25 protein-coding genes and 1 pseudogene are annotated in these 22,551 nt (G+C 69.9%); 18 read left to right on the top strand and 8 right to left on the bottom strand.

The window, feature by feature from the left end; genetic code table 11:
- Positions 1–186 (bottom strand): annotated as a pseudogene (locus B2U11_RS11805) (cell envelope biogenesis protein OmpA); the annotation flags it as partial.
- 153 nt (positions 187–339) lie between these two features.
- Here B2U11_RS11805 and B2U11_RS11800 point away from each other — a divergent pair.
- Positions 340–1,245: an SDR family NAD(P)-dependent oxidoreductase gene (locus B2U11_RS11800; protein WP_292071915.1), complete on the top strand. Its 906-nt coding sequence runs from the start codon at positions 340–342 to the stop codon at positions 1,243–1,245.
- A gap of 11 nt (positions 1,246–1,256) precedes the next feature.
- Here B2U11_RS11800 and B2U11_RS11795 read toward each other — a convergent pair whose 3' ends face one another.
- The 3 genes from B2U11_RS11795 to B2U11_RS11785 all read right to left on the bottom strand — a co-directional run bounded on the left by B2U11_RS11795 (position 1,257) and on the right by B2U11_RS11785 (position 5,989).
- Positions 1,257–2,315, bottom strand: a complete 1,059-nt coding sequence (locus B2U11_RS11795; protein ID WP_292071914.1) for a helix-turn-helix domain-containing protein — start codon at positions 2,313–2,315, stop codon at positions 1,257–1,259.
- Between the two features lie 85 nt (positions 2,316–2,400).
- Complete coding sequence (gene ptsP, locus B2U11_RS11790) at positions 2,401–4,674, bottom strand: phosphoenolpyruvate--protein phosphotransferase (protein WP_414632958.1); 2,274 nt, start codon at positions 4,672–4,674, stop codon at positions 2,401–2,403.
- 40 nt (positions 4,675–4,714) lie between these two features.
- Positions 4,715–5,989, bottom strand: coding sequence for an aspartate kinase (locus B2U11_RS11785; protein WP_292071913.1), 1,275 nt, complete (start codon positions 5,987–5,989; stop codon positions 4,715–4,717).
- A gap of 57 nt (positions 5,990–6,046) precedes the next feature.
- Here B2U11_RS11785 and ubiG point away from each other — a divergent pair, with 57 nt between their 5' ends.
- The 3 genes from ubiG to B2U11_RS11770 all read left to right on the top strand — a co-directional run bounded on the left by ubiG (position 6,047) and on the right by B2U11_RS11770 (position 8,290).
- Positions 6,047–6,865 carry a bifunctional 2-polyprenyl-6-hydroxyphenol methylase/3-demethylubiquinol 3-O-methyltransferase UbiG gene (ubiG, locus tag B2U11_RS11780; protein WP_292071912.1) on the top strand — a complete coding sequence of 273 codons (819 nt, stop codon included), beginning with the start codon at positions 6,047–6,049 and terminating at the stop codon, positions 6,863–6,865.
- Positions 6,862–7,011, top strand: a complete 150-nt coding sequence (locus B2U11_RS11775) for an AAA family ATPase (protein ID WP_292071911.1) — start codon at positions 6,862–6,864, stop codon at positions 7,009–7,011. Before ubiG ends, B2U11_RS11775 begins: the two co-directional genes overlap by 4 nt.
- Before the next feature lie 76 nt (positions 7,012–7,087).
- Positions 7,088–8,290, top strand: coding sequence for an acetyl-CoA C-acyltransferase (locus tag B2U11_RS11770; protein WP_292071910.1), 1,203 nt, complete (start codon positions 7,088–7,090; stop codon positions 8,288–8,290).
- Between the two features lie 123 nt (positions 8,291–8,413).
- Here B2U11_RS11770 and B2U11_RS11765 read toward each other — a convergent pair whose 3' ends face one another.
- Genes B2U11_RS11765 through B2U11_RS11755 form a run of 3 tightly spaced genes read right to left on the bottom strand, consistent with a single transcriptional unit; the run spans position 8,414 to position 10,135 of the window.
- On the bottom strand, positions 8,414–8,977 hold the full coding sequence (locus tag B2U11_RS11765) for a demethoxyubiquinone hydroxylase family protein (RefSeq protein WP_292071909.1): 564 nt from the start codon (positions 8,975–8,977) through the stop codon (positions 8,414–8,416).
- A gap of 2 nt (positions 8,978–8,979) precedes the next feature.
- Positions 8,980–9,522, bottom strand: coding sequence for a disulfide bond formation protein B (locus tag B2U11_RS11760; protein ID WP_201216691.1), 543 nt, complete (start codon positions 9,520–9,522; stop codon positions 8,980–8,982).
- A 37-nt stretch (positions 9,523–9,559) separates the two neighbouring features.
- On the bottom strand, positions 9,560–10,135 hold the full coding sequence (locus B2U11_RS11755) for a YqaA family protein (protein WP_292071908.1): 576 nt from the start codon (positions 10,133–10,135) through the stop codon (positions 9,560–9,562).
- 118 nt (positions 10,136–10,253) lie between these two features.
- On the opposite strand from B2U11_RS11755, the gene B2U11_RS11750 reads away from it, so the two are divergent.
- The 5 genes from B2U11_RS11750 to B2U11_RS11730 all read left to right on the top strand — a co-directional run bounded on the left by B2U11_RS11750 (position 10,254) and on the right by B2U11_RS11730 (position 14,212).
- The gene (locus B2U11_RS11750; protein ID WP_292071907.1) at positions 10,254–10,889 is read left to right on the top strand and encodes an exopolysaccharide biosynthesis protein; all 636 of its coding nucleotides are present in this window, start codon (positions 10,254–10,256) and stop codon (positions 10,887–10,889) included.
- A gap of 74 nt (positions 10,890–10,963) precedes the next feature.
- Positions 10,964–11,689 carry a hypothetical protein gene (locus tag B2U11_RS11745; protein ID WP_292071906.1) on the top strand — a complete coding sequence of 242 codons (726 nt, stop codon included), beginning with the start codon at positions 10,964–10,966 and terminating at the stop codon, positions 11,687–11,689.
- A gap of 151 nt (positions 11,690–11,840) precedes the next feature.
- Complete coding sequence (gene hppD, locus B2U11_RS11740; protein WP_292071905.1) at positions 11,841–12,941, top strand: 4-hydroxyphenylpyruvate dioxygenase; 1,101 nt, start codon at positions 11,841–11,843, stop codon at positions 12,939–12,941.
- Positions 12,942–13,121, top strand: coding sequence for a hypothetical protein (locus tag B2U11_RS11735; RefSeq protein WP_201216739.1), 180 nt, complete (start codon positions 12,942–12,944; stop codon positions 13,119–13,121). It abuts the gene before it with no gap.
- A 17-nt stretch (positions 13,122–13,138) separates the two neighbouring features.
- On the top strand, positions 13,139–14,212 hold the full coding sequence (locus tag B2U11_RS11730) for an isoaspartyl peptidase/L-asparaginase family protein (protein WP_292071904.1): 1,074 nt from the start codon (positions 13,139–13,141) through the stop codon (positions 14,210–14,212).
- 60 nt (positions 14,213–14,272) lie between these two features.
- Here the strand turns inward: B2U11_RS11730 and B2U11_RS11725 are convergent, their stop codons facing one another.
- Positions 14,273–15,052 (bottom strand): SapC family protein, encoded by a 780-nt coding sequence (locus B2U11_RS11725; protein WP_292071903.1) that lies wholly within the window; start codon positions 15,050–15,052, stop codon positions 14,273–14,275.
- Positions 15,053–15,185: 133 nt separating this feature from the next.
- Between B2U11_RS11725 and B2U11_RS11720 the strand changes: the two genes are divergently transcribed.
- The 9 genes from B2U11_RS11720 to phnD form a co-directional block, all read left to right on the top strand.
- Complete coding sequence (locus B2U11_RS11720) at positions 15,186–15,677, top strand: Fur family transcriptional regulator (protein WP_292071902.1); 492 nt, start codon at positions 15,186–15,188, stop codon at positions 15,675–15,677.
- Positions 15,678–15,679: 2 nt separating this feature from the next.
- On the top strand, positions 15,680–16,570 hold the full coding sequence (locus B2U11_RS11715) for an alpha/beta fold hydrolase (RefSeq protein ID WP_292071917.1): 891 nt from the start codon (positions 15,680–15,682) through the stop codon (positions 16,568–16,570).
- A gap of 76 nt (positions 16,571–16,646) precedes the next feature.
- Positions 16,647–17,312, top strand: coding sequence for a nicotinate-nucleotide adenylyltransferase (locus B2U11_RS11710; RefSeq protein WP_349680726.1), 666 nt, complete (start codon positions 16,647–16,649; stop codon positions 17,310–17,312).
- A 145-nt stretch (positions 17,313–17,457) separates the two neighbouring features.
- Positions 17,458–17,883, top strand: coding sequence for a ribosome silencing factor (gene rsfS / locus B2U11_RS11705; protein WP_201216771.1), 426 nt, complete (start codon positions 17,458–17,460; stop codon positions 17,881–17,883).
- An 18-nt stretch (positions 17,884–17,901) separates the two neighbouring features.
- The gene (gene rlmH, locus B2U11_RS11700) at positions 17,902–18,366 is read left to right on the top strand and encodes a 23S rRNA (pseudouridine(1915)-N(3))-methyltransferase RlmH (RefSeq protein ID WP_201216769.1); all 465 of its coding nucleotides are present in this window, start codon (positions 17,902–17,904) and stop codon (positions 18,364–18,366) included.
- A 1-nt stretch (position 18,367) separates the two neighbouring features.
- Complete coding sequence (locus B2U11_RS11695; RefSeq protein ID WP_292071901.1) at positions 18,368–19,444, top strand: murein hydrolase activator EnvC family protein; 1,077 nt, start codon at positions 18,368–18,370, stop codon at positions 19,442–19,444.
- A 72-nt stretch (positions 19,445–19,516) separates the two neighbouring features.
- A complete protein-coding gene (locus B2U11_RS11690; RefSeq protein ID WP_292071900.1) occupies positions 19,517–20,752 on the top strand; it encodes a DUF2254 domain-containing protein in 1,236 nt (411 codons plus the stop codon).
- 108 nt (positions 20,753–20,860) lie between these two features.
- On the top strand, positions 20,861–21,670 hold the full coding sequence (phnC, locus tag B2U11_RS11685) for a phosphonate ABC transporter ATP-binding protein (protein ID WP_292071899.1): 810 nt from the start codon (positions 20,861–20,863) through the stop codon (positions 21,668–21,670).
- A partial coding sequence (gene phnD / locus B2U11_RS11680) for a phosphate/phosphite/phosphonate ABC transporter substrate-binding protein (RefSeq protein WP_292071898.1) occupies positions 21,667–22,551 on the top strand: 885 nt, incomplete at its 3' end. The genes phnC and phnD, both read left to right, overlap by 4 nt.

The raw sequence follows: 22,551 nt of genomic DNA, 5'->3' as shown, positions 1-22,551 counted from the left end.
CGCGGCCCAGCCGTCGTTGATCTCATAGTTCCAGTTACCGCTGGTGGTCGACGACTCGGCGTTGATGTCGTCGATGATGTGGTAACCGGCGTCCAGCGCGCCGTACCAACCGTTCGGCTCAGCCGACGCGGCGCCGGCGGAAACCAGGCTGATGACCGCGGCGGAGGCGAGAAGTTGCAGCTTCATGTGCGTCCCCTTCGAGAAAAGATACGAAACCGAGTGGCCCCGGCGTCCCGACCCGAACGGCAAGGCTGGCGCCGGGTTCCGCCATTTCGCTATGATTGCGGCGACTGTGGCGCCGTTTCAACACATTGGTTTGGTCCGACGAGGTAAGAGAATATGGTGAATTTCGAAGGTCGCGTAGCGATCGTCACGGGCGCGGGCGGCGGCCTGGGCCGCGAGCACGCCCTGGCTTTGGCGGCCCGGGGCGCCAAGGTCGTGATCAACGACCTGGGCGGCGCGCGCGACGGATCCGGCGGATCGGCGACGGCCGCCGAGACCGTGGTCGCGGAAATCGAGGCCGCGGGCGGCCAGGCGATCGCCAACGCCGCCTCCGTCACCGACTATGACGCTGTGGCCGCGATGGTCGATCAGGCGATGTCGAAATGGGGCCGGGTCGACATTCTGGTGAACAACGCTGGGGTGCTGCGCGACAAGACCTTCGCCAAGATGGAGCTGGAGGATTTCCGCTTCGTCTTGGACGTGCACCTGATGGGGGCGGTCAACTGCACCAAGGCGGTGTGGGAAATCATGCGCCAGCAGAACTACGGCCGCATCGTCATGACCACCTCGTCCTCGGGCCTGTACGGCAACTTCGGCCAGTCCAACTACGGCGCGGCCAAGATGGCGCTGGTGGGCCTGATGCAGACCCTGGCGATCGAGGGCGCCAAGAACGACATTCGCGTGAACTGTTTGGCCCCGACGGCTCACACCCGCATGACCGAAGACCTTGGCGCGGCCTTGCCGCTGGACGCCCTGGGGCCGGAACTGGTGACGCCGGGCCTGCTGCATCTGGTCGGCGAGCAGGCGCCCAGCCGTTGCATCCTGGCCGCCGGCGCCGGCGGGTTCGAGCGCGCCTACGTCACCCTGACCCAAGGCGTGCGGATCGTCGGCGCGGACGCCCCGGAACAGGTCGCCGCCCAGTTCGACGCCATCTCCGACCGGACAGGCGAGATCGTGCCGGAAATGGGCGCCGCCCAGGGCATGATCGAGCTGTCCAAGGCGCAGAAGGCCCATTCGGCCTAGGTCGCCAGCCGTCAGGTCGCCGGCGGCGGCGCGCTCTGGGCCGCAGCCGCGATCCGCGCCTGCAGCTGCGCCTGCGCCTCGGCCTGGGCGCGAGCCTGGGCGGCGGCCGTTTCGCGCGCGGACTGAGCGGCGCGGGCGTTGAGTTGCGCCAGCGGTGTCAGCACCGCCGGCAGCGCGCCGCCGTATTCGCCGTTCAGATAGACATCGAACACGGCCGGGTCCGAGACGTCGATGGTGGCGGCGACGCCGATCGGCGCGCGCCAGGCCTCGCCTGCGGCCATCTGGCGCGCGAACAGCACCCGCCCCTCTCCGATACGCGCCACCAGAACGCCGGGCTTCTTGGCTTGGATGATGACCTGGGAGGCGTTGGCCGGCGCGCCATAGACGGCGCCGCGCGGATTGAAGGCCTTCTGCACCGGCGGGGGCGGCGCGGCCGGCGCGGCGTTCGGATCGTCCGGGTCGATCCCGGTCAGCTGCGCCTCCAGGCCGCGTGTGACATAGAGGGCGGGCACGGTCTGGTCCGGGGGCGCCGGCAGCGGCGCGCCCAGCGACACGCCCTCCTCGGTCGAGGCCTCCTGCGTCCAGGCGGGGGGCGTGGCGGCGATCTCGGAAGGGTGCGGCGCCTGCATCCGGCTGATGCGCTGGAACACGTTCCAGCCGACCACCGAGACCACGACAACGGCGAGCACGCCGACCACCACCGGGGAGTGGCGTCGCACGTCCTCGAAGGCGATCCCGACGGGCGGTTTCAGGGAAGTGGAGGTGTCGGGGCTTTCGCGCTTGAACCGCTCGACCGCCGTCTGTTCATCCACCCCCAAGGCGCCGGCGTAGGCCCGCACATAGCCCAGGGCGAAGACCCGCGACGGCAGCGACGACCAGTCGTTTTGCTCCAGGGCGGTCAGGAAACGGGCGTTGACCTTGGTCTCGGCGGCCAGCTCGGCCAGCGACTTGCCCGAGGCCGCGCGCGCGCGGCGCAGGCCGTCGCCCAGGGTCGCCGCCTCGAGAAAGGCCGGCCCCGGATCGGGCGGAAACTCGGTCATCTCTGGCGTTGCGTCCACGGTGTGCGCCATGCGCCTGGTTCGGTCCTGAAGGATCGGGATGTCCCGCTCCTAGCACGATCCGCCGACGCCCTCCCACCGCCTTTTGCGGTCAAGCTCAGACCACGACGTTCAGCTTGCGCGCCAGGGATTCGATCTCGTTGCGGACCGAGCCGGTCGACAGGTTCAGCAGATTGTTCAGGCCGCGCCGGGCCGCGGTCAGATCCGCCGACAGGATCATGCGCTTGACCGGGCCCACCCCGCCAGCGGGCGCCGACAGGCGGGTGAAGCCCAGGGTGATCAGGGCGAAGGCCTCCAGCGGCCGACCCGCCAGCTCCCCGCAGATGGAGACCGGCGTGCCGGTGTCGGCGCAGGCCTTCTGGATGGTCTGCAACGCCCGCAGGGTCGGCGGCGACAGCGGGTCGTAGCGGTCCGACACCAGTGGATTGGTCCGGTCGGCGGCGTACATGTACTGGAACAGGTCGTTGGTGCCGATCGAGACGAAGTCGGTCAGCGGCAGCAGGGCGTCCAGGTGCCACAGCAGCGACGGGCATTCGACCATCGCCCCAACACGCAGCAGGGCCGGCAGAGGTCGACCCCGGCGCCGCGCCCAGGCGCATTCGATGTCGACCAGTTCGCGCGCGGCTCTGAACTCGTCCACCGTGGCGATCATCGGGAACATGACGCGCAACTCACGCCCCGCCGCCGCCGTCAGCAGCGCGCGCAGCTGCATCCGCAGCAGGGACGGCCGGTCCAGGCCCAGGCGGATGGCGCGCCGGCCCAGGGCGGGGTTCTCCTCCCGCTCGGCCTCCAGATAGGGCAGCACCTTGTCGCCGCCGATGTCCAGGGTGCGGAAGGTCACGGGCCGGTCGCCCGCGGCGTCCAGCACGAGCCGATACAGCGCCGTCTGGGCCGTCAGGCGCGGCAGTTCATCCGACACCATGAACTGGAATTCGGTGCGGAACAGGCCGATGCCTTCGGCGCCCGTCTCGGCCAGATTCTCCAGGTCGACGGCCAAGCCGGCGTTGGTCAGCAGGCTGATGCGCTGGCCGTCCAGGGTCACGGCGGGGGTGTCGCGCAGTTGGGCGAACTCGGCCCGGCGCTGTTCGCGCACCGCCATGCGCGACTGCACCGCCTCCAGCATGTCGGGCCGGGGGCGCAGATAGGCCTCGCCGGTCTCGCCGTCGGCGATGACCAGGTCGCCCTCCGAAAGGCGGTCGCGCAGACCCATCAGGCGGCCGACGCAGGGAATCTGCAGCGCGCGGGCGACGATGGCGGCGTGGCTGGCCGCCGAGCCCTCTTCGAGCAACAGGCCTTTCAGCTTGTCGCGCGGATATTCCAGCAGGTCGGCGGGACCCAGGTTGCGCGCCACCAGAATGGCGTCATCGGGCAGTTCGCGCTCGCCCGGCTTGTCGCCGGCCAGGACCCGCAGCAGCCGGTTGGCCAGGTCCTCGAAGTCGTGCAGCCTCTCGCGGATATAGGGATCGCGGGCCTGGGCGAAGCGGGCGCGGTGCTCGTTCCTGACCCGATCGACGGCCGCCTCGGCCGTCAGGCCGTTGCGCACCGCCTCTTCCAACGACCGGTTCCAGCCCCGGTCGTCGGCGAACATCCGATAGGTTTCCAGCACCTCGAACGAAGGGCCGGCCAGCTTGCCCTGGCCGCCGTCCAGCATGGCGTCCAGACCGCTTTTCAGCGTGGCCAGGGCCAGCTTCAGCCGCGCCTCCTCCATCGCCGGATCGTCGCTGAGCAGCCTTTCCGGCGCCAGAGGCGCCTCGTGCAGAACCGCGTGTCCGAACGCCAGGCCTTCGGCGAACCGCTGGCCCTTCAGCCGCTCTGGCCGATGGGGTGCCACCTCGACGTCGCGCAGTTCGTCCTCGGCCAGCAGTTCGCCCGAGGCGACCGTCTCGGCCAGGACCATGGCGATCGTCTGGATGTCCTCGACCTCGTCCTCGTCGTAGCGGCGCTCGGTGCGGTTCTGGACGACCAGCACGCCGATGGCCCGGCCGCCCCGCAGCAGGGGCGCGCCCAGGAAGGCGTGATAGGGATCCTCGCCCGTCTCCGGCCGATAGGAGAAGCTGGGGTGGCTGGGCGCGTCCGACAGGCTGACGGGCTGGGCCAGGCGCGCCACCTCGCCGACCAGGCCCTCGCCCGCGCGCAGGCGGGTGTTGTGCACGGCGTCGGGATTCAGACCTTCGGTGGCGAACAGCTCCAGCTCGCCCGAGGCGCGGCGCAGATAGATGGAGCAGACCTCGGCGACCATCGACCGGGCGATGATGCGCACGACCATGTCGAGCCGATCCTGCGCGGGCGCGGCGCCGGCCCCCAGAGCCTCACGGATCTGGCGAAGGAGGATCCTCGGACCCCTGGTCATCGCGCCGCCTGCCGGCATCATGGCTCCCGCGCCCCGACGCTCTCGCGCCCGTTCAACTCACCTATACAGCGTCCAGCTCGTAAGCCGAATGCAACGCCCGCACAGCCAGTTCGGCGTAGGCGGCGTCGATCAGCACGCTGATCTTGATTTCCGACGTCGAGATGGCCTGGAACTTCACGCCCTTGTCGGCCAGGGCGCGGAACATCTGCTGGGCGACGCCGGCATGGCTTCTCATGCCGACGCCGATGACCGAGACCTTGGCCACGTCCTCGTCGACGCGGATCTCCTCGAACGGCAACTGGTCCTGCGCCGCCTTCATGATGTCGGCGGCGCGCACGGCGTCGCGGCGCCCCGTGGTGAAGGTCAGATTGACCGTGCCGGCCGTGCGCGACTGGCTCTGGACGATCATGTCGACGTTCACATTGGCCTCGGCCAGGCGGGTGAAGACGTCGGCGGGCGCGTCGACCCGGTCGGACAGGCCCAGCAGGGTGATGCGGGCCTCGTCTCGGCTCATGGTCACGCCGGACACGATGCGCTTTTCCACGATCTCCTCCTCGTCGCAGATCAGGGTGCCGCCCTTTTCGGGCAGATTTCCGGTTTCGTCAGGTTCGATGAAGCTGGACAGGACGCGCACAGGCACCTGCTTGGCCATGGCCAGCTCGACCGATCGGGTCTGCAGCACCTTGGCCCCCAGGGACGCCATCTCCAGCATCTCCTCGTAGGACACCTTGTTCAGGCGGCGCGCGCGGCTCTCGATGCGCGGGTCGGTCGTATAGACGCCGTCCACGTCGGTGTAGATGTCGCAGGGGCAGCCCAGGGCCGCCGCCACCGCCACCGCCGAGGTGTCCGAACCGCCCCGACCCAGGGTGGTGATCTTGCCGTTGGGGGTGACGCCCTGGAAACCGGGGACCACGGCCACCTCTCCGGCGTCGACCGCGGCGCCCAGCTTTTCGCCGGGGATGTCGACGATGCGCGCGCGACCGTGGGCGTCGTCGGTGACGATCGGCACCTGCCAGCCCATCCAGGATCGGGCGTTCAGGCCCATGTTCCGCAGCGTGATGGCCAGAAGGCCCGACGTGACCTGCTCGCCCGAGGCGACCACCACGTCGTACTCGTCGTCCGACAGCGGCAGGCCGGCCGCGGCCGGGCCCGCGCCGTCGGTCCAGGCCACCAGCTCGTTGGTCTTGCCAGCCATGGCCGACACGACGACGGCGACCTTGCGCCCCTGTTTGACCTCGGCCGCCACGATGCGGGCGGCGCGACGGATGCGCTCGAGGTCGCCCATCGAGGTTCCGCCGAACTTCATCACCAGTCGCGTCGTATCGGGCCGCGTCATCGTGGCGTTTCGCCCCCCTGCTTGCATGGAACGGGCGAAGGGTTCATCCCTCGCCGCATGACCGCTTCTAACGGCGCAGCCTCGCCTCGCATACCCCGACAGGGGCAAGGTTTTTCGCAAAATTCGGCGGAGATCGCCTTCGGCGCATCAATCGACCCCGCCGACGTGGCCCGCTTCTCGGCCCAGGCGGCGGAATGGTGGGACGCCAAGGGCCCGTTCGCGCCGCTGCACCGATTCAATCCGGCGCGGCTGAAGCTGATTCGCGAACAGCTGTGCGCGCGGCTGGGGCGCGACGCTGCGGCGCTGCGCCCGTTCGAGGGACTGACCCTGCTGGACGTCGGATGCGGCGGCGGCCTGATCGCCGAGCCGATGCGGCGGATGGGTTTTTCCGTCACCGCCATCGACGCCTCGTCCGAGAACATCGGCACGGCGCGCGCCCATGCCGAGATGGTCGGGCTGGACATCGCCTATCGCGCCGCCACGGTCGAGCAGATCGAGGCCGAGGGCGCCGGGCCGTTCGACGTGGTCCTGACGATGGAGGTGATCGAGCATGTGGCCGATCCGGAGGCCTTCGTGCGCGCCTGTTCGCGCCTGGTCCGTCCGGGCGGAGTGATGATGGTCGCCACCCTGAACCGCACGCTGAAATCCCTGGCCCTGGGCAAGGTGGCGGCGGAATACGTTCTGCGCTGGGTCCCCGCCGGCACCCACGACTGGCGTCAGTTCCTCAAGCCCGACGAGATCCGCGCCATGCTGGCCGAGGAAGCCGTCGCCGTCGATGGCCCCTACGGCCTGGCCTACGACCCCCTGAACGACCGCTGGCGCCAGACCGACGACGCCGCGATCAACTACATGATGGTCGCCGTCCGCTCGGCATGACCGGCGTCGTCGTCACCGGCGGCCCAGGCTCAGGCAAGACCTGTCTGATCGGGGCGCTTGCAGCGCGAGGACATGCTGTCGCGCCAGAAGCCGGACGCGCGGACATCCGTCGCCAGCAGGCCGTCGACGGCCAGGGTCTTCCTTGACGCGGGGTGAGGGGCCTACAGTCGCGCCAAGGTCAAGGAATTCGGCGCCAAGGCCGATCAATAGGTAAGGAAACCCATGCGCGAAGCCGTCATCGTCTCCACCGCCCGCACCCCCATCGGCCGGGCCTATCGCGGCGCCTTCAACGACACGCAGGCGCAACAGCTGGGCGCTCACGCGGTGCGCAATGCGGTCCAGCGCGCCGGCGTCGATACGGCCGAGATCGAGGACGTGATCATGGGCGCGGCCCTGCAGCAGGGCTCGACCGGGACGAACGTCGCGCGCCAGATCGCCCTGGCCGCCGGCCTGCCGTCGTCGGTGCCGGGCATGAGCCTGGATCGCCAGTGCGCCTCGGGCCTGATGGGCATCGCCACGGCGGCCAAGCAGGTGATCTTCGACCAGCAGAAGATGGCGGTCGGCGGCGGGCTGGAGTCGATCTCCCTGGTGCAGAACCCGCACATGAACCTGTACCGCTTCAAGGACGAGGCGCTGCTGAAGCAGGCGCCGCACATCTATATGTCGATGCTGGAAACGGCCGAGGTCGTCGCCCGCCGCTACGGGATCAGCCGCGACGCCCAAGACGAATATGCGCTCCAGTCCCAGCAACGCACGGCCCAGGCCCAGGCCGAGGGGCGGCTGGACGCCGAGATCGTGCCCATGACCACCACCATGCTGGTCACCGACAAGGCCACGGGCGAGACGTCGTCGAAGGAGGTCACGCTGTCCAAGGACGAGGGCAACCGGCCGGACACCACCCTGGAGGGCCTGAAGGCGCTGAAGCCCGTCTTCGGCGGCGGCGAGGAGATTCAGCAGGGCGAATACATCACAGCAGGCAACGCCTCGCAGCTGTCGGACGGCGCCTCGGCGGCGGTCGTCATGGAGGCCGGCGAAGCGGTCAAGCGCAACCTCCAGCCGCTCGGCGCCTATCGCGGCATGGCCGTCGCCGGCTGCGAGCCGGACGAGATGGGCATCGGCCCGGTGTACGCGGTGCCCAAGCTGCTGAAGCGCCACGGCCTGACGGTCGACGACATCGGCATCTGGGAGTTGAACGAGGCCTTCGCCGTCCAGGTGCTCTATTGCCGCGACACGCTCGGCATTCCCGATGAACGGCTCAACGTCTCGGGCGGCGCCATCTCCATCGGCCATCCCTACGGCATGTCCGGCGCGCGCATGACCGGCCATGTCCTGATCGAAGGCAAGCGGCGCGGCGCCAAATACGGCGTCGTCACCATGTGCATCGGCGGCGGCATGGGCGCGGCCGGGCTGTTCGAAATCTACTGAGAACACCCGAAAGCCGCGCCCCTTCAAACGAAGCTTCGAAACGCCAGCGTTTCGAAGCGCCGCGGCCGGGCTGTTCGAAATCTACTGAGGGTTAGGTTTCCTTCTCGCCGAAGCGGGAGGAGACTACACCTTCTCGCTGATCTTGATCGCCGCACGGCAGCCCGCCCTGATGACGCCGCTGAGCAGACGATAGGCCGGGGCCTCGCGGCTGCCGTGTTCGATGGCGTGGTCGTGGTGGGCCAGCTCCTCCTCGCGGAACTGATTCAGCTCCGCGGCCAGGGCCGGGTCGCGGTCGCCGATCTCGGCGATCTGGTCGGCGTAGTGCTGTTCGATCACGCTCTCGACCGCTTCGGTGCAGGCGTGCGCCGCCTTCTCTCCGATCAGGGCCGTGCCGGCGCCGAGCGCGGACGCCGCCAGCCGCCAGGCCGGCGTCATGGCCGTGGGCCGCACCTTGCGCGCGTTCAACAGCCTTTCGAACCGGGCCAGGTGGACCGCCTCCTGGGCCTGCATCTCGGCCAGGTCGCGGGTGATCGCCTCGCGGCCCTTCCTCGCCTCGAATACCGCGCGCTGGGCGCGATAGATCAGGACGGCGGCGTATTCCCCGGCGTGGTCGACGCGCAGAATCTCGTCCATCCGGGCCTTGTCGGCCCCCTGTCCGGGACGCGGCAGCGGGATGCAGTCGCTCATGGTCAGGCCTTCTCGATGCGCGGGGCGCGCGCGTCCTTGGGACGCTTGGCGGCCAGCAGGCTGAACGTCGCAAGCGCCAGGGAGATCAGGACGTTCCATCCGGCCATCGACAGGCCCAGCCAGCTCCAGGCCACGTCGCCGCACGACGGCAGGGGGCCGGCCGGCGTGGTCCCGGCCGCCAGCGCCGCCAGGGCGTCCACGTCCACCGAGGCGCCGCCCATGCAGGTCGCGGGCAGCGCCCACCAGCCCTGTTCGCCGCCCATGTGGAACAGGGCCGTGATCGCGCCGGTGGCGAAGACGGCGGCCAGCAGGAAGGCGGCGATGCGCGGCGTGCCCCGTCGGCCGCCGCTGAACACCGTCCAGCCGGTCGCCAGCACGGCGATGGCGACCGCGGCCCAATAGACCTCGCGCTGCTTCAGACACAGGTTGCACGGCGCCAGGCCGCCGAACCGCTGGAAGGCGTGCGCGGCGCCCAGCATGGCCAGCGACGCCGCCAGCGCGAAGGCGGTCCACCAGCGGGTCAGGAGGCGATAGGCGGCTCTCATCGTCGGTTCTCTACCCCGGCCCGGAGGCGGCGTCGAATTACAGAAGCTTCAGGACGACCACCGCCCCGACCAGAACGACCAGGCCGGCGCCGGCCCATAGCGCCAGACGCTTCTCCACCTGGGCCAGCATGGCCGGTCCCCAGCGTTTGAGGATCCACGCCTCCAGGAAGAAGCGGCCGCCGCGCGTGACGATGGAGGCCCCCAGGAAGACCGGAAAGCTGAACGCCGCCAGGCCCGAGGCGATGGTCACCAGCTTGTAGGGGATCGGCGTCAGTCCCTTGATCAGGATGACCCACAGGCCCCAGTCGTCGAACCAGGCGCGGAACTGCGCCAGCCCGTCGGCGTGGCCCAGCAGACGCATCAGCGCCAGGCCGACATCGGTCAGGAAGAAGCCGATGGCGTAACCCAAGATCCCGCCCAGCACCGAGGCGACAGTGCAGACGGCGGCGTAGAAGTAGGCCCGCTCGGGCCGCGCCAGGATCATCGGCGCCAGCATGACGTCCGGCGGGATGGGAAAGACCGAGCTCTCGGCGAAGGACACCAGGGCCAGGGCGGGCGTGGCGTGGCGGCTGCGCGCCAGGGCGAAGACGCCGTCGTAGAGCTTGCGAAGCATGAAGTCCTTGGGAAGTCCATGGAGGCGTCCGCATCGGCGCCGCCTTTGCGGCAACCGATAGCAGGGCTGCGACATTGCGTCATCCGACGCCGGAACGCGGCGCCGCTACATCCCCCCCATGACCGACGCCCAGACGACTGAACAGAAAGACGACGTCAGCCAAAACGTCACCCGCCTGCTTCGCCGCCTGGCGGATGACGGGGGCGACCGGGGCCTGACGCTGCACGAAATCCGCGACCGGATGGACGAGCGCGCCTATGGGCTGCTGATCCTGCTGCTGTCCATTCCGTGCCTCGTGCCCGGCCTCTATGGGGTGCCGCAGGTGGTCGGGGTGATCATCATTCTGGTCGCCGCCCAGCTTCTGGTGGGTCGCGAGGAGCCGTGGCTGCCGCGCTGGATGCTGGCGCTCAGGGCCAAGGGATCGTGGCTGAAGGCGATGGCCGACTTCGCGGAATCGAAGCTGTCCTGGATCGACCGGCTGTCGCGCCCGCGCCTGACCCGATTCGCCGATGGACCGGGCGAGAAGCTGGCGGCCGGCTTCATGATCCTGGCCACCCTGACCATCGTCCTGCCTATGACCAACACCATCCCCTCGATCGCTCTGGCCCTGCTGGCGGTCGGCCTGATCCAGCGCGACGGCCTGTTCGTCCTGGCCGGCGCGGCCGTCGCCGCCGTCTGGCTGACCCTGCTGGGTGCCCTGGCGACGGCGGTGCTGCTGGGCGCCGAGTGGGCCGCGCGGCTGCTGCCGGGGTGAGGAGAAGCGGAGCGGGGTTGCTCCCATCGCCTTCGCGCCTACTGTGGTCTCCGTGATTGAGTGGGGAGCAAGATATGCGCTGGCTTTTCTGCGGCCTCGTCACCGTGCTTGTCTTGTCATCGCCGGCCGAGGTCAGAGCCTCGTCGTCGGATCAATCGTCCTGCAATCGGCCATCGCCGGACACCCTTGTGGTTTCGGGCGAGATCGGCGCGTCCCTGGCCGAATGCGTGGATCGGCTATTCTCCGATGCAATCACGCAACTGGTGCTCGATAGTAGAGGTGGTTCCGCCGCCTTCGCTCTCGACATTGCGGAGAAATTGGAAGGGCGTCGACTGACGATGATCGTACGGGGTGAATGCAACTCGTCCTGCGCGAACTATTTTCTTCCGTTGGCTTCCACACTGGTCGTCGAGCCCGGGGCGGTGATCCTGATCCATGGCGGCGTGGACCCGGCCCTCGTGGCGCAGGCGGAAAGCCGAAACGGTTCAACGGATGTCGAGGCATTGCGCAAAACCGCCGAGCGGCAGGCTGATTTCGTGAGCCGGAATGATGTGCCGCCCGGATGGCTGCTGTATCGCGACGCTGGTTCGACCGCCGTAGAGGGCCTTGACGGTGCCTGGGGGGACTTCAACGCCGCCACGAAGGCATGGCTGGTGGAAGAGAGAATGGCGCGCTCCTGTCTGCGAAACACCATAGTTGAATATCGCGTCGATGATCGTGGACGATGGTTGAGCGAAGCCCGCATGAGGGCCTTAAGAAGGCAGGGTGTAGCGCGATCAAACACCGTAGAGTGCAACTGAAGTTTCGAGAAGGCGATATCGCGAACGCGCCCGCCGCCATCAACTCCGCGTGGCTTCGCCTTGGCGTTCGGGCGTTCGACGACTAGGTTCCGGCCCAATCGGCGGCCCCGGCTGGGTAAGTCCGCCTCCACGACATGGCAGGAGACGCATCATGCACGACATGCCCCAGAACGACGCCGCGAAGCAGCTGGACCAGGACAACCCCCTCGGCGTCGATGGTTTCGAGTTCGTCGAATTCACCGGGCCGGAGCCGCAGGCGATGATCGCGCGCCTGGAGACGATGGGCTTCACCCAGACCCACGTGAATCCGAAGACGGACGTCGTGCGCCTGAAGCAGGGCGACATCTCCTTCCTGGTCCATCGTTCGGCCAAGGGACAGGCGGCGGACTTCGCCAAGGATCACGGCCCGTCGGCCAACGGCATGGCCTTCCGCACCACCGACGCCAAGGCCGCCTACGAGGGCGCGCTGGCGCGTGGCGCCGTGGCGGCCGAGGGCGCGAACGGCGGGGCGCTGGGAGATCATCCCTATATTCTGCAGGGCATCGGCGGCTCGCTGCTCTACGTCATCGACCAGTATGGCGACGCCGGCTCCCTTTATGACGCCTGGGACGAGGTCGAGGGCTGGGAGGAGGCCGAGCGCAAGAACTCGGTCGGCCTGGAGGTTCTGGACCACCTGACCCATAACGTCCGTCGTGGCCAGATGCGGACCTGGTCCGGCTTCTACAACTCGATCTTCAACTTCGAGGAACAGAAGTATTTCGACATCAAGGGCAAGGCCACCGGCCTGTTCTCCCAGGCCATGATCGCGCCCGACCGCGCCATCCGCATCCCCCTGAACGAAAGCCAGGACGAGAACTCCCAGATCGAGGAATTCATCCGCCGCTACAACGGCGAGGGCATTCAGCACATCGCCCTGACCACCGAGAACATCTTCGAGACGGTCGAGGCCATGCGCGCGCGCGGCGTCGCCTTCCAGGACACCATCGAGACCTATTTCGAACTGATCGACAAGCGCCTGCCCAACCACGGCGAGGATGTGGAGCGGATGCGCAAGAACCGCATCCTGATCGACGGTTCGGACGAGGAGGGCCTGCTCCTGCAGATCTTCACCGAGGACACCTTCGGCCCGATCTTCTTCGAGATCATCCAGCGCAAGGGCAACGAGGGTTTCGGCAACGGCAACTTCCAGGCCCTGTTCGATTCCATCGAGCTGGACCAAATCCGTCGCGGCGTCATCAAGGTCGACGCCTAGGTGCGGCCGCCGCACTGGCTTCCCTGGCTCGGCCCGCTGCTGGCGGCCGGCGCCGGGGCGCTGGCGGGCGAGGTCTGGCTGGGCGGGGGCTTCTGGGTGGTGCTGATGGCCGCCCTGGTCTGCGGCTTCGCGCCCATCGTCGCCTATCGCATCTGGAAGCGGATGCATCACCGGTCCTGACGGATCGAGGGGGAACCATGAAATCCGTCGCGCTCGCCGCCGCCCTGTCGCTGATCGCCGCATCGGCCGCCGTCGCCCAGCCGGCCGCGGACGCGCCCCGCTGGTCCCTCGCCATCCACGGCGGGGCGGGTGTGATCGAGCGCGACAGCCTGAGCCCGGAACAGGAGGCGGCCTATCGCGCGGCCCTTCAGAAGGCGCTCGACGCCGGATCGACGGTGCTGGAGGCCGGCGGTTCCGCGCTGGACGCCGTGCAGGCGGCGATCCGGCTGATGGAGGACGATCCGCTGTTCAATGCCGGGCGCGGCGCCGTCTTCACCGCCGCAGGGCGCAACGAGCTGGACGCCGCCGTGATGAACGGCCCTGACCTGACCGCCGGCGCCGTGGCGGGCCTGACCACCACCCGCCACCCCATCGCCGCCGCCCGCGCGGTGATGGAGCGGTCGCCCCACGTCATGCTGATCGGCGCGGGCGCGGACGCCTTCGCCGCCTCGCAGGGCTTGGAGCACGTCGAACCGGTCTGGTTCTTCACCCAGCGCCGATGGGATCAGCTGATCCGGGCGCTGACGGAGCAGGGCGCACCCCTGCCGCCCCTGCCGCCGGCCGGCGCGCCGGGCTCGCCGATCGGCGGCCAGGCCTCGGCGCAGCCCGCCCCGCCGCTGGACGAAAGGAAGTTCGGCACCGTCGGGGCCGTGGCCCTGGACGCCCAGGGACGGCTCGCGGCCGGAACCTCGACCGGGGGCATGACGGCCAAGCGCTGGGGCCGGGTCGGCGACGTGCCGATCATCGGCGCCGGCACCTACGCCTCCAACGCCGACGGCTGCGCGGTATCAGCGACGGGCTCCGGCGAATATTTCATCCGCTCCACCGTGGCGCGCGACATCTGCCGCCGCACCGCCGAGGGCGCGTCCGTCCAGGCCGCCGCGGACGCCGAGATCGCCGAGGTGGGCGCGATCGGCGGCGACGGCGGGGTCATCGTCATGGGGCGGGACGGCGCGGTCGCCTTCGCGTTGAACACCTCGGGCATGTATCGCGCAGAGGCCGGGTCCATGCGCGCCGACCGGGTGGCCATCTACGCCGACGAGGAACGCTGAAACGAAAAACGCCCCGCCGGTCGGCCGGCGGGGCGCGTGCTTTCAGGCCTTGGACGGCGTTCAGGCGTTGGCGGCGACCGGGGCGGCGCGCAGCAGGGTCATGGCGATCAGGCGATCCCAGCCCAGCAGCGACACCAGATGGGCGTAGATCTGGCCCAGGGCGCCGTTGTCGCGCAGTTCGGCCAGCTTGTCGGCCGGCAGAGCTTTCAGCTTGTCTTCCGACACCGCGTAGTATTCCGCCAGCTTCTGGGGGGCGCCCGTCGTGCCGTCGGGGTTGCGGGGCGTGAAGCTGGCTTCGCGCACCTCCAGCAGATCCAGGTCTTCCATCAGCTTGACGAAGGATTCGGTGCGCACCCGCTCCTGTTCGAAGCTGTTGCAGAACTCCATCGCCATCTTGACGTAGTCGCTGGGCTGGCCGTCGACGAACAGCGGGTTCTGGCCGCCCTCCGCGACGATGTCGGCGCCGCGGTCGACGCACAGGATCAGGCGCTGGTTGGACTTGTCGTCGGCGAAGACGAACGGGTAGCGGCGGACGAAGGCGGGGATGTAGGCGTCGGGGCGGAAGTCGCCCTCGGGCGAGACGAACAGGTTCTCGCCGTTACGCAGGCCCATGACGGCGGCCGGCTGCTTCTGGGCGCCCATGAAGATGACCGGATAGGACAGGGCGGCGGCGGCGAACTCGGTCACCGTCAGCGGCACGAAGTTGGTCTGGCCGACGAAGGCGTAGGGCTTTTCGGCGGCGTTGACGCCCAGCGTCTGGTGCAGGGCCGGATCCAGCGGCTCCGGCTGCTTGTAGAAGAGGACGGCGCCTTCGAGCGGCGATTGCAGGGTGTCGGTCATGGAAGCCCGGACGCTTGAGATGGAAATGAGGCGCGCCTTCTAGCCCAGGCCCGGCCCATCGGCAAACCGTCGTGCAGAACGATCGCCCTGCGTCCATGTTGCGGCGGCGGCGGCCAGCCATTAGCTGTGGCGCATGGGCTCCGCCTGCGACCACGACCACGACCTGTCCGGCCTTCACGGAGGAGCCTTGGCGCACGCGTTGCAGGCGGCCGAACGCCGCGCCGCCGACGCCGGCGAGCGGATGACCGCCCCGCGCCGGCGCGTGCTGGCGCTGCTGCTGGAGGCCGGGGAGCCGGTGAAGGCCTATGATCTGATCGCCCGCTTCGGCGAGGACGGCCAGGCCGCAAAGCCCCCCACCGTCTATCGCGCGCTGGAGTTCCTGGAGAAGCAGGGGCTGGCCCACCGGATCGCCTCGATCAGCGCCTATGTCGCCTGCGCCGAGCGCGACGGCGGGAGCGTCCACGCCGCCGCCTTCCTGATCTGCGACTGCTGCGGCGCCACGCGCGAGATCAGCGGGCCGGACCAGGGCGTGATCGACGCCGCCGCGGCCGACGCCGGCTACGCCATCGCCCGCACCACCATCGAGGCGCACGGCCGCTGCGCCGCGTGCCGAGAGACTGCGTGATCGTGGACGCGGCTCTGCTGACCCCGCCGCGCCGCCTGACCGTTCCGGTCGCCAACCGCTGGGGCGCTGGGACCATGGCGGTGATGGACTATGGCGACCCGGCGCGGCCGGTCGATCTGGTCTTCTCCCACGCCAACGGTTTCAACGCCGCCACCTATCGTAGTCTGCTGGCGCCGCTGTCGGCCTCGCTCAGGATCTGGGCGCCGGACCTGCGCGGCCACGGGCGCTCCAGCCTGCCCACCTTCGCCCGGCCCAAGACCAGCTGGCTGGACCACCGCGACGATCTGCTGGCGTTGCTTGCGGCGATCGACGGCCCGCCGGTGGTGCTGGCGGGGCATTCGATGGGCGGGACCGCCTCCCTCCTGGCCGCCGCCGAGCGGCCCGAGCGGGTGTCCAGCCTGGTCCTGTTCGACCCGGTGATCTGGCGGCGTTCGGCGGTCCTGGCCTTCCAACTGCCGTTCGCGCACCGCTTCGCCTCGCGCATTCCGATCGCGGCCGCCACCCTGCGCCGTCGCGCCACGTTCGACAGTCGCGAGCAGGCCATGGCCGCCTATCGCGGTCGCGGGGCCTTCAAGGGCTGGCCCGACATGGTGCTGGCCGACTACCTGAGCGACGGCCTGGTCGAGACGCCGGACGGCTTTGTGCTGAGCGCCGCCCCGGCGTGGGAAGCGGCCAACTACGCCGCCCAGGCCCACGATCCGTGGCGGGCCCTGCAGCGCTATCGCGGCCCGGTCCGCATCCTGAAGGCCGAACACGGCGCCCTGACCCACGTGCCCGCCCATCCGCGCGGCCTGCCCCACGTCACGGTCGAAGCGGTGGCCGGCGGCGGCCATCTGTTCCCCCTGACCCACGCCGACGTCGCCCGCGACGCCCTGTTCGAGGCGGCGGTCTGAGCGGGAGAAATCGGTATGCGGATCGTTCGGGGGCGTGGTAAGGGCGCCGCTGAGCATAACCCCGTCCGAGACGCCGTTGTCCTTCTTTCATGCCGGTTCCGCGCCCCAAGGCGGCGGTCCCCGCCCCGGGGGGCTGCGCGACGGCCTGATCCTGGCGCCGGGGATGAAGGTCGGTCTGTTCGGCGGCTCCTTCAATCCCGCCCATGACGGCCACGCCCATGTGGCCGAGACGGCGATGCGACGCCTGGGCCTGGACCGGGTCGTCTGGCTGGTGTCACCCCAGAATCCGCTGAAGCACGTGCGTGACAGCGCGCCGCTGGCCGAACGGATGGCCTCGGCCCGGCGCCAGGCGCAGGGGCCGGCGATGATCGTTTCGGACTTCGAGAGCCGCATCGGCGTGCGCTGGACCGTCGACACTCTGCGCGCCCTTGTCGCGCGCCACCCGGGGGTGCGGTTCGTCTGGCTGATGGGGTCGGACAATCTGGCCGACTTCCACCGCTGGCGGGGCTGGACCGACATCATGCGTCTCATGCCCGTGGCGGTGATCGCCCGGCCGGGGTCGCTAATGGACAGCCGGACCGCCCCGGCTGCGGCCCGCTTCGCCCGTTTCCGCGTTCCGGCCGAGCAGGCGGGCCTGCTGCTCAGCCTGGGAGCGCCCGCCTGGACCTATCTGACGGCGCCGTTGAACGCCCTTTCCTCCAGCGCCATCCGCGCGGCGCGGGCCAGCGGCGCCCAGTCTTGATGCAGCCGTGATTGGCTGGCCGGTTCACGATCCGGCCCATCCGTGCTAGAGGACTGCTTTAAGTCAACGCTCCTGGAGCCCTCCGCTGACCCCCTCGCCCGCGTACGATACGCAAGACGCCGCCGTTTCCAACACGGCGCACGAGATGGACCCCATCGAACCCCTCCATTCCGAAGACGGCTTCGACACCGACGGCCCCGTCGGCGAATCCGCCCCGCGCCCGATCGGCGCCACCCCGCTGGAAGAGGCCCTGCTGGCTCGTCTGGACGACGACAAGGCCCAGGAGATCGTCCTGATCGACCTGAAGGGCAAGAGCGCCATGGCCGACGCCATGATCGTGGCTTCCGGCCGTTCCCACCGCCACGTCGGCGCCATCGCCGACCACCTGCTGCGCACCCTGAAGGAACAGGGCCTGGGCCGCGCCAAGGTCGAGGGCCTGCCGCACTGCGACTGGGTTCTGATCGACGCCGGCGACGTGATCGTGCACCTGTTCCGCCCCGAGGTCCGCACCTTCTACAACATCGAGAAGATCTGGGCGGTCGATTCCGCCCACCGCGCCGCGCGCGACTGATCCCCTGAGGCAGGCCTTATGAAGCTGGGCGTCGTCGCCATCGGCCGGCCCGGTCGCGGGCCGGAAGCGGCCCTGGCCGACGACTACGCCCGGCGCGCCACCCTGGCGGGGCGCGCCCTGGGTCTGGGGCCGCTGGAACTGATCGACCTGGAACCCAAGAAGCCCGGCAAGGCGCCCGAGGCCGAACTGATCCTGGCCGCGGCCGAGGGCGCGCACCTGATCGCCTGCGACGAGCGCGGCCGGACCTATTCGTCGCGCGCCTTCGCCGAGCATCTGGCCCGGCTGCGCGACCAGGGCGAGCGGCGCGTGGTCTTCGCCATCGGCGGCGCCGACGGACTGGACGAAAGCGTGCGCGCGGCGGCGGCCTCGACCGTGGCCTTCGGCCCGCAGACCTGGCCCCACGCCTTGGCGCGCGCGATGCTGGCCGAACAGCTGTACCGGGCCGTGACCATCCTGGCCGGATCGCCCTATCATCGCGACTGAGATGCGTCGCGCCCTGGTTTCCACCCTTCTGCTGACGGCCCTGGCCGTGGCCCCCGCCGCCTCGGGCCTGCAGGCGCCGGAGAGCGAACTGGCGCGTCTCCAGGCCGAGTTTCGCGACGAGACCGCCCGCGCGCGTCGCCTTCGGGCCGACGCCGACGCGGCGCGCGACGAACTGGCCCGGCTGGAGCGTCGCCTGGCGTCGCTTCGCGCTGAGGCGGCGACCGGCGGCGGGCGGATCGAGGTCCAGCGCGCGCGGCTGGCGCAGCTCAGCCGTCAGGAGGCGACGCTGGTGGCGGAGATGGCGCGTGAGCGGGGCGCCCAGACGCGTCTGCTCAGCGCCCTGCAGATGATGAGCCGCCGCCCCCCGCCGCCGCTGCTGATTCCCGCGGACAAGGCCGTCGACACCGTGCGCGCCGCCATCCTGCTGAAGGCCATGACGCCCGACCTCCAGGCCAGGGCCGCCACGCTGAAGGCGCGCCAGGACGAGATCATGCGCGTCCGGCGCCTGGCGGTGCTGTCGTCCGAACAACTGCTGACCAGCGAGAGCGAACAGGGCGATCTGCGCGGCGAGATCCAGTCGCTCAGCGACCGCAAGAGCGCGCTCAGCGCGGTCCTGGGCGCCGAGGCCCGCGCCGCCGAACGCGCCGCCGGGGTGCTGGAACGGCGCATCCGCGACCTGGGCGGCGCCGTGCCGACGACCGTGGCCGCCGCGCCGGCGACCGCGCCGCTTCCGGCCGGGCGGGGCCGGCTGACCCCGCCGATCAAGACCGATCCGAGCCAGACCTACGGCGAAGGCGCCAGCGGCTGGCGCTGGCGGGCCGACCGCGCGGTCGTCGCCGCCCCGGCCGAGGCCAAGGTCGCCTACGCCGGCCCGCTCAGCGGGTGGGGCCAGGTGGTTATCCTGGACCTGGGGCCGGGCTGGCGGGCGGTGATCGCGGGGCTGGAGACGTTGGACGTTCAGGCCGACGCCCGCGTCGCCGACGGTCAGGCCCTGGGCCGCACCGGACCGGACGGCGACGTCTATTTCGAACTTCGCCGCGACGAACGCCCCATCGACCCGGCGCCCTGGCTGCGCTGACGTCGTCGCGTCCCTGACGGCGTCGTTCGCGCAACCTCTACGGCTCAGCTTCGTTCAGGGGCCGGAGGGTTCATGAACCGCTGGCTTTTCTTCTGGCGTCGCTTCCGGCGGCAATTGTGGGTGCGGGCCTCGGCCTATGCCGGTCTGGGCGTGGCGGCCTCGCTCCTTGCGGTGGTCCTGGCGCCGTGGGTGCCCCAGGACATGGCCGAGCGGCTGGGCGGACCGTCCGTCGAGTCGATCCTGACCATCCTGGCCTCCAGCCTGCTGAGCGTGGCCACCTTCTCGGTGGGGGCGATGGTGACGGCCTACACCTCGGTTTCCAGCGCGGCCAGCCCGCGCGTGGCCGCCCTGGTCACCAGCGACGGCGAGACGCAGAAGTCGCTGGCCACCTTCGTCGGGGTGTTTCTCTACGCCATCGTGTCGGTGACGGCGATCAATGCGCACTATTACGGCCAGGGCGGACGCGCGATCCTGTTCCTGTTCAGCCTGGCGGTGGTCGTCCTGGTGGCCTTCCGACTGCTGGCGTGGATCAACCGGTTGTCCAGCCTGGCGCGGGTCGGACATATGATCGACCTGGTCGAAGCCCAGGCGCGGCAGGCCCTGGATCAGCGCCGCGACACGCCGTGGCTGGGTGGGCGTCGCGGACGGCTGGAGACGGGCGTGGATGTGGTCGCCGCATCCACGGGCTATGTTCAGAACGTCGACCCGGACCGGCTCCAGGCCGTCGCCGAACAGCACGACTGCCGCGTCGAGGTCGTGGCGGCGCCGGGCGCCTTCGTGCGGCGCGGCGAGGTCCTGGCGCGGGTCGATCTGCCGCGCTGCGACGAGACGGCGCAGGAGACCTTCCGATCGGCCTTCGCCATCGGCGACTCGCGGTCCTACGACCAGGACCCGCGCTTCGGCCTGATCGTGCTGGGCGAGATCGCGGCCAAGGCGCTGTCGCCGGGCGTCAACGATCCCGGCACGGCGATCCAGGTCGTCGGGGCCGGGGTGCGCCTCCTGGAAGGCTGGGCGACCCATGCGCGGCCCGACGCGCCGCGATGCGATCGCCTGATGGCGCCCTCGATCCAGGAGGCGGATCTGCTGGACGACGTCTTCGGCCCGATCGCCCGCTTCGGTTCGGGCGACGTGGCGGTGGCCATCCGCCTGAGGAAGGGCCTTTTGTCGCTATCGGGGCTGGACGCGCTGGCGTCTCCGGCGCGGGCGATGGCGGACGAGGCGCTGGAGCGCGCCCGGGCGGCCCTGCCGATCCCCGCCGACGTTGCCCGCGTCGCCGCGATCGGGCGCCAGGCCCCGCCCTCCGCCTGAGCCGGACACGAGACTGGACGAAATCGTCCTGTCCATGCGATTAAGACTTGCCCACGCGCGACATCCGCGTATTGCGGCGCCCTTCGCCACAGCCTCTTCAGCGAGTTCATGAGTTCATCCGCAGCCGCCGCCGCTCCCGGGCTTGTCTCGGCGCGCGACGTGTCGAAGACCTTCGGATCGCGAAAGGCGCTGGACGGCGTCTCGGTCGAGGTCGCCTCGGGCGAGATGGTCGCCCTGATCGGACCGTCGGGTTCGGGCAAGTCCACCCTGTTGCGCTCGATCACCGGCCTGCAGTCGATCGACCCCGGCAAGGGGACCATCTCGGTCTTCGGCGAGACGGTGCAGAAGGACGGCAAGGTCACCGGCGCGGTGCGCAAGGCGCGCGGCAAGCTGGGCATGATCTTCCAGCAATTCAATCTGGTCGGGCGTCTGAGCCTTTTCTCCAACGTCATGCTGGGCGCCCTGGGTCGGCTGCCGGCGTGGCAGGGGCTGCTGGGCGCCTGGCCCAAGGCCGACAAGGACAAGGCGATGGCGGCCCTGCACCGCGTCGGCGTGTCCGACTACGCCGCCCAGCGGGCCAACACCCTGTCGGGCGGCCAGCAGCAGCGCGGCGCCATCGCCCGCGCCATCGTCCAGGGCGCCAAGGCCATCCTGGCCGACGAACCGGTCGCCTCGCTGGATCCCGTGTCCGCCCGCAAGGTGATGGAACTGCTGGTCGAACTGAACCAGCGCGATGGCCTGGGCGTGATCGTCACCCTGCACCAGGTCGACTACGCCATCCGTTACTGCGACCGGGTGATCGCCCTGCAGGGCGGCAAGATCGTCTATGACGGCCCCTCCACCGCGCTGGACCAGGCGCGCCTGATCGAAATCTACGGTCCCGAATTCGAGGACGCCTTCTGGGAGACCAAGGCATGAGCCAGCCTCGCACCCTGTCCCGCCGCCTGTTCGCGGCCGTCGGCGCCGCCGCGGCGCTGATGGGCTTGGCCTCCTGCGGCGGCGACGAGAAGAAGGCGTCCGGCGCGACGCCGTCCGAGATCACCTTCTCCATCCTGTCGGCCGAGGGCCAGGCCTCCTCGGGCCCGCTGTGGCAGCCTCTTCTGGACGACATGTCCAAGGCGATCGGCGTGCCGGTGAAGCCCTTCTTCGCGGGCAATTACAACGTTCTGATCGAGGCCATGCGCTTCAACCAGACCCAGGTGGGCTGGCTGTCGGCCAAGCCGCTGCTGGAGGCCGTGGATCGGTCCAACGCCGAGGTCATCGCCCGCATCGTCGATCCGGAAGGCCGCGACAGCTACACCTCGACCCTTATCGTGCGGAAGGGGTCGGGCATCACGCTGGATGACGTGCTGGCGTGCGGCAAGCGCTACAGCTTCGGCATCGGCGACGCCCAGTCGACCTCGGGCACCCTGGCCCCGCTGACCTTTCTGTTCAATCCGCGCGGCATCGTTCCGGCCCAGTGCTTCTCGACCGTGCGGTCGGCCAATCACCAGGCGAACGCCTTCGCCGTGGCCACCGGCGTGGTGGACGTGGCCACGTCCAACTCGGTCAACACCATCTTCATGAAGCGCGAGAATCCGCGCCTGGCCGACCAGATCGAGGAAATCTGGCAGTCCCCGCCGATCCCGGAATCGGGCATCGCCATCCGCGAGGACCTGGACCCGGCCCTGAAGGAAAAGATTCGCAGCTTCTTCCTCACCTACGGCCAGGGCGAAGGCCCCGAGGCCGAGCGTCAGCGCCAGGTGCTGGCGGGCCTGAACTATTCGATGTTCCGCGCCGCCGACGACAGCTACCTGGAC

Source organism: Brevundimonas sp. UBA7534 (assembly GCF_002479325.1).
In the GTDB taxonomy this organism is placed as follows: Bacteria; Pseudomonadota; Alphaproteobacteria; order Caulobacterales; family Caulobacteraceae; genus Brevundimonas.
This window is presented reverse-complemented; position numbering and strand designations above follow the sequence as displayed.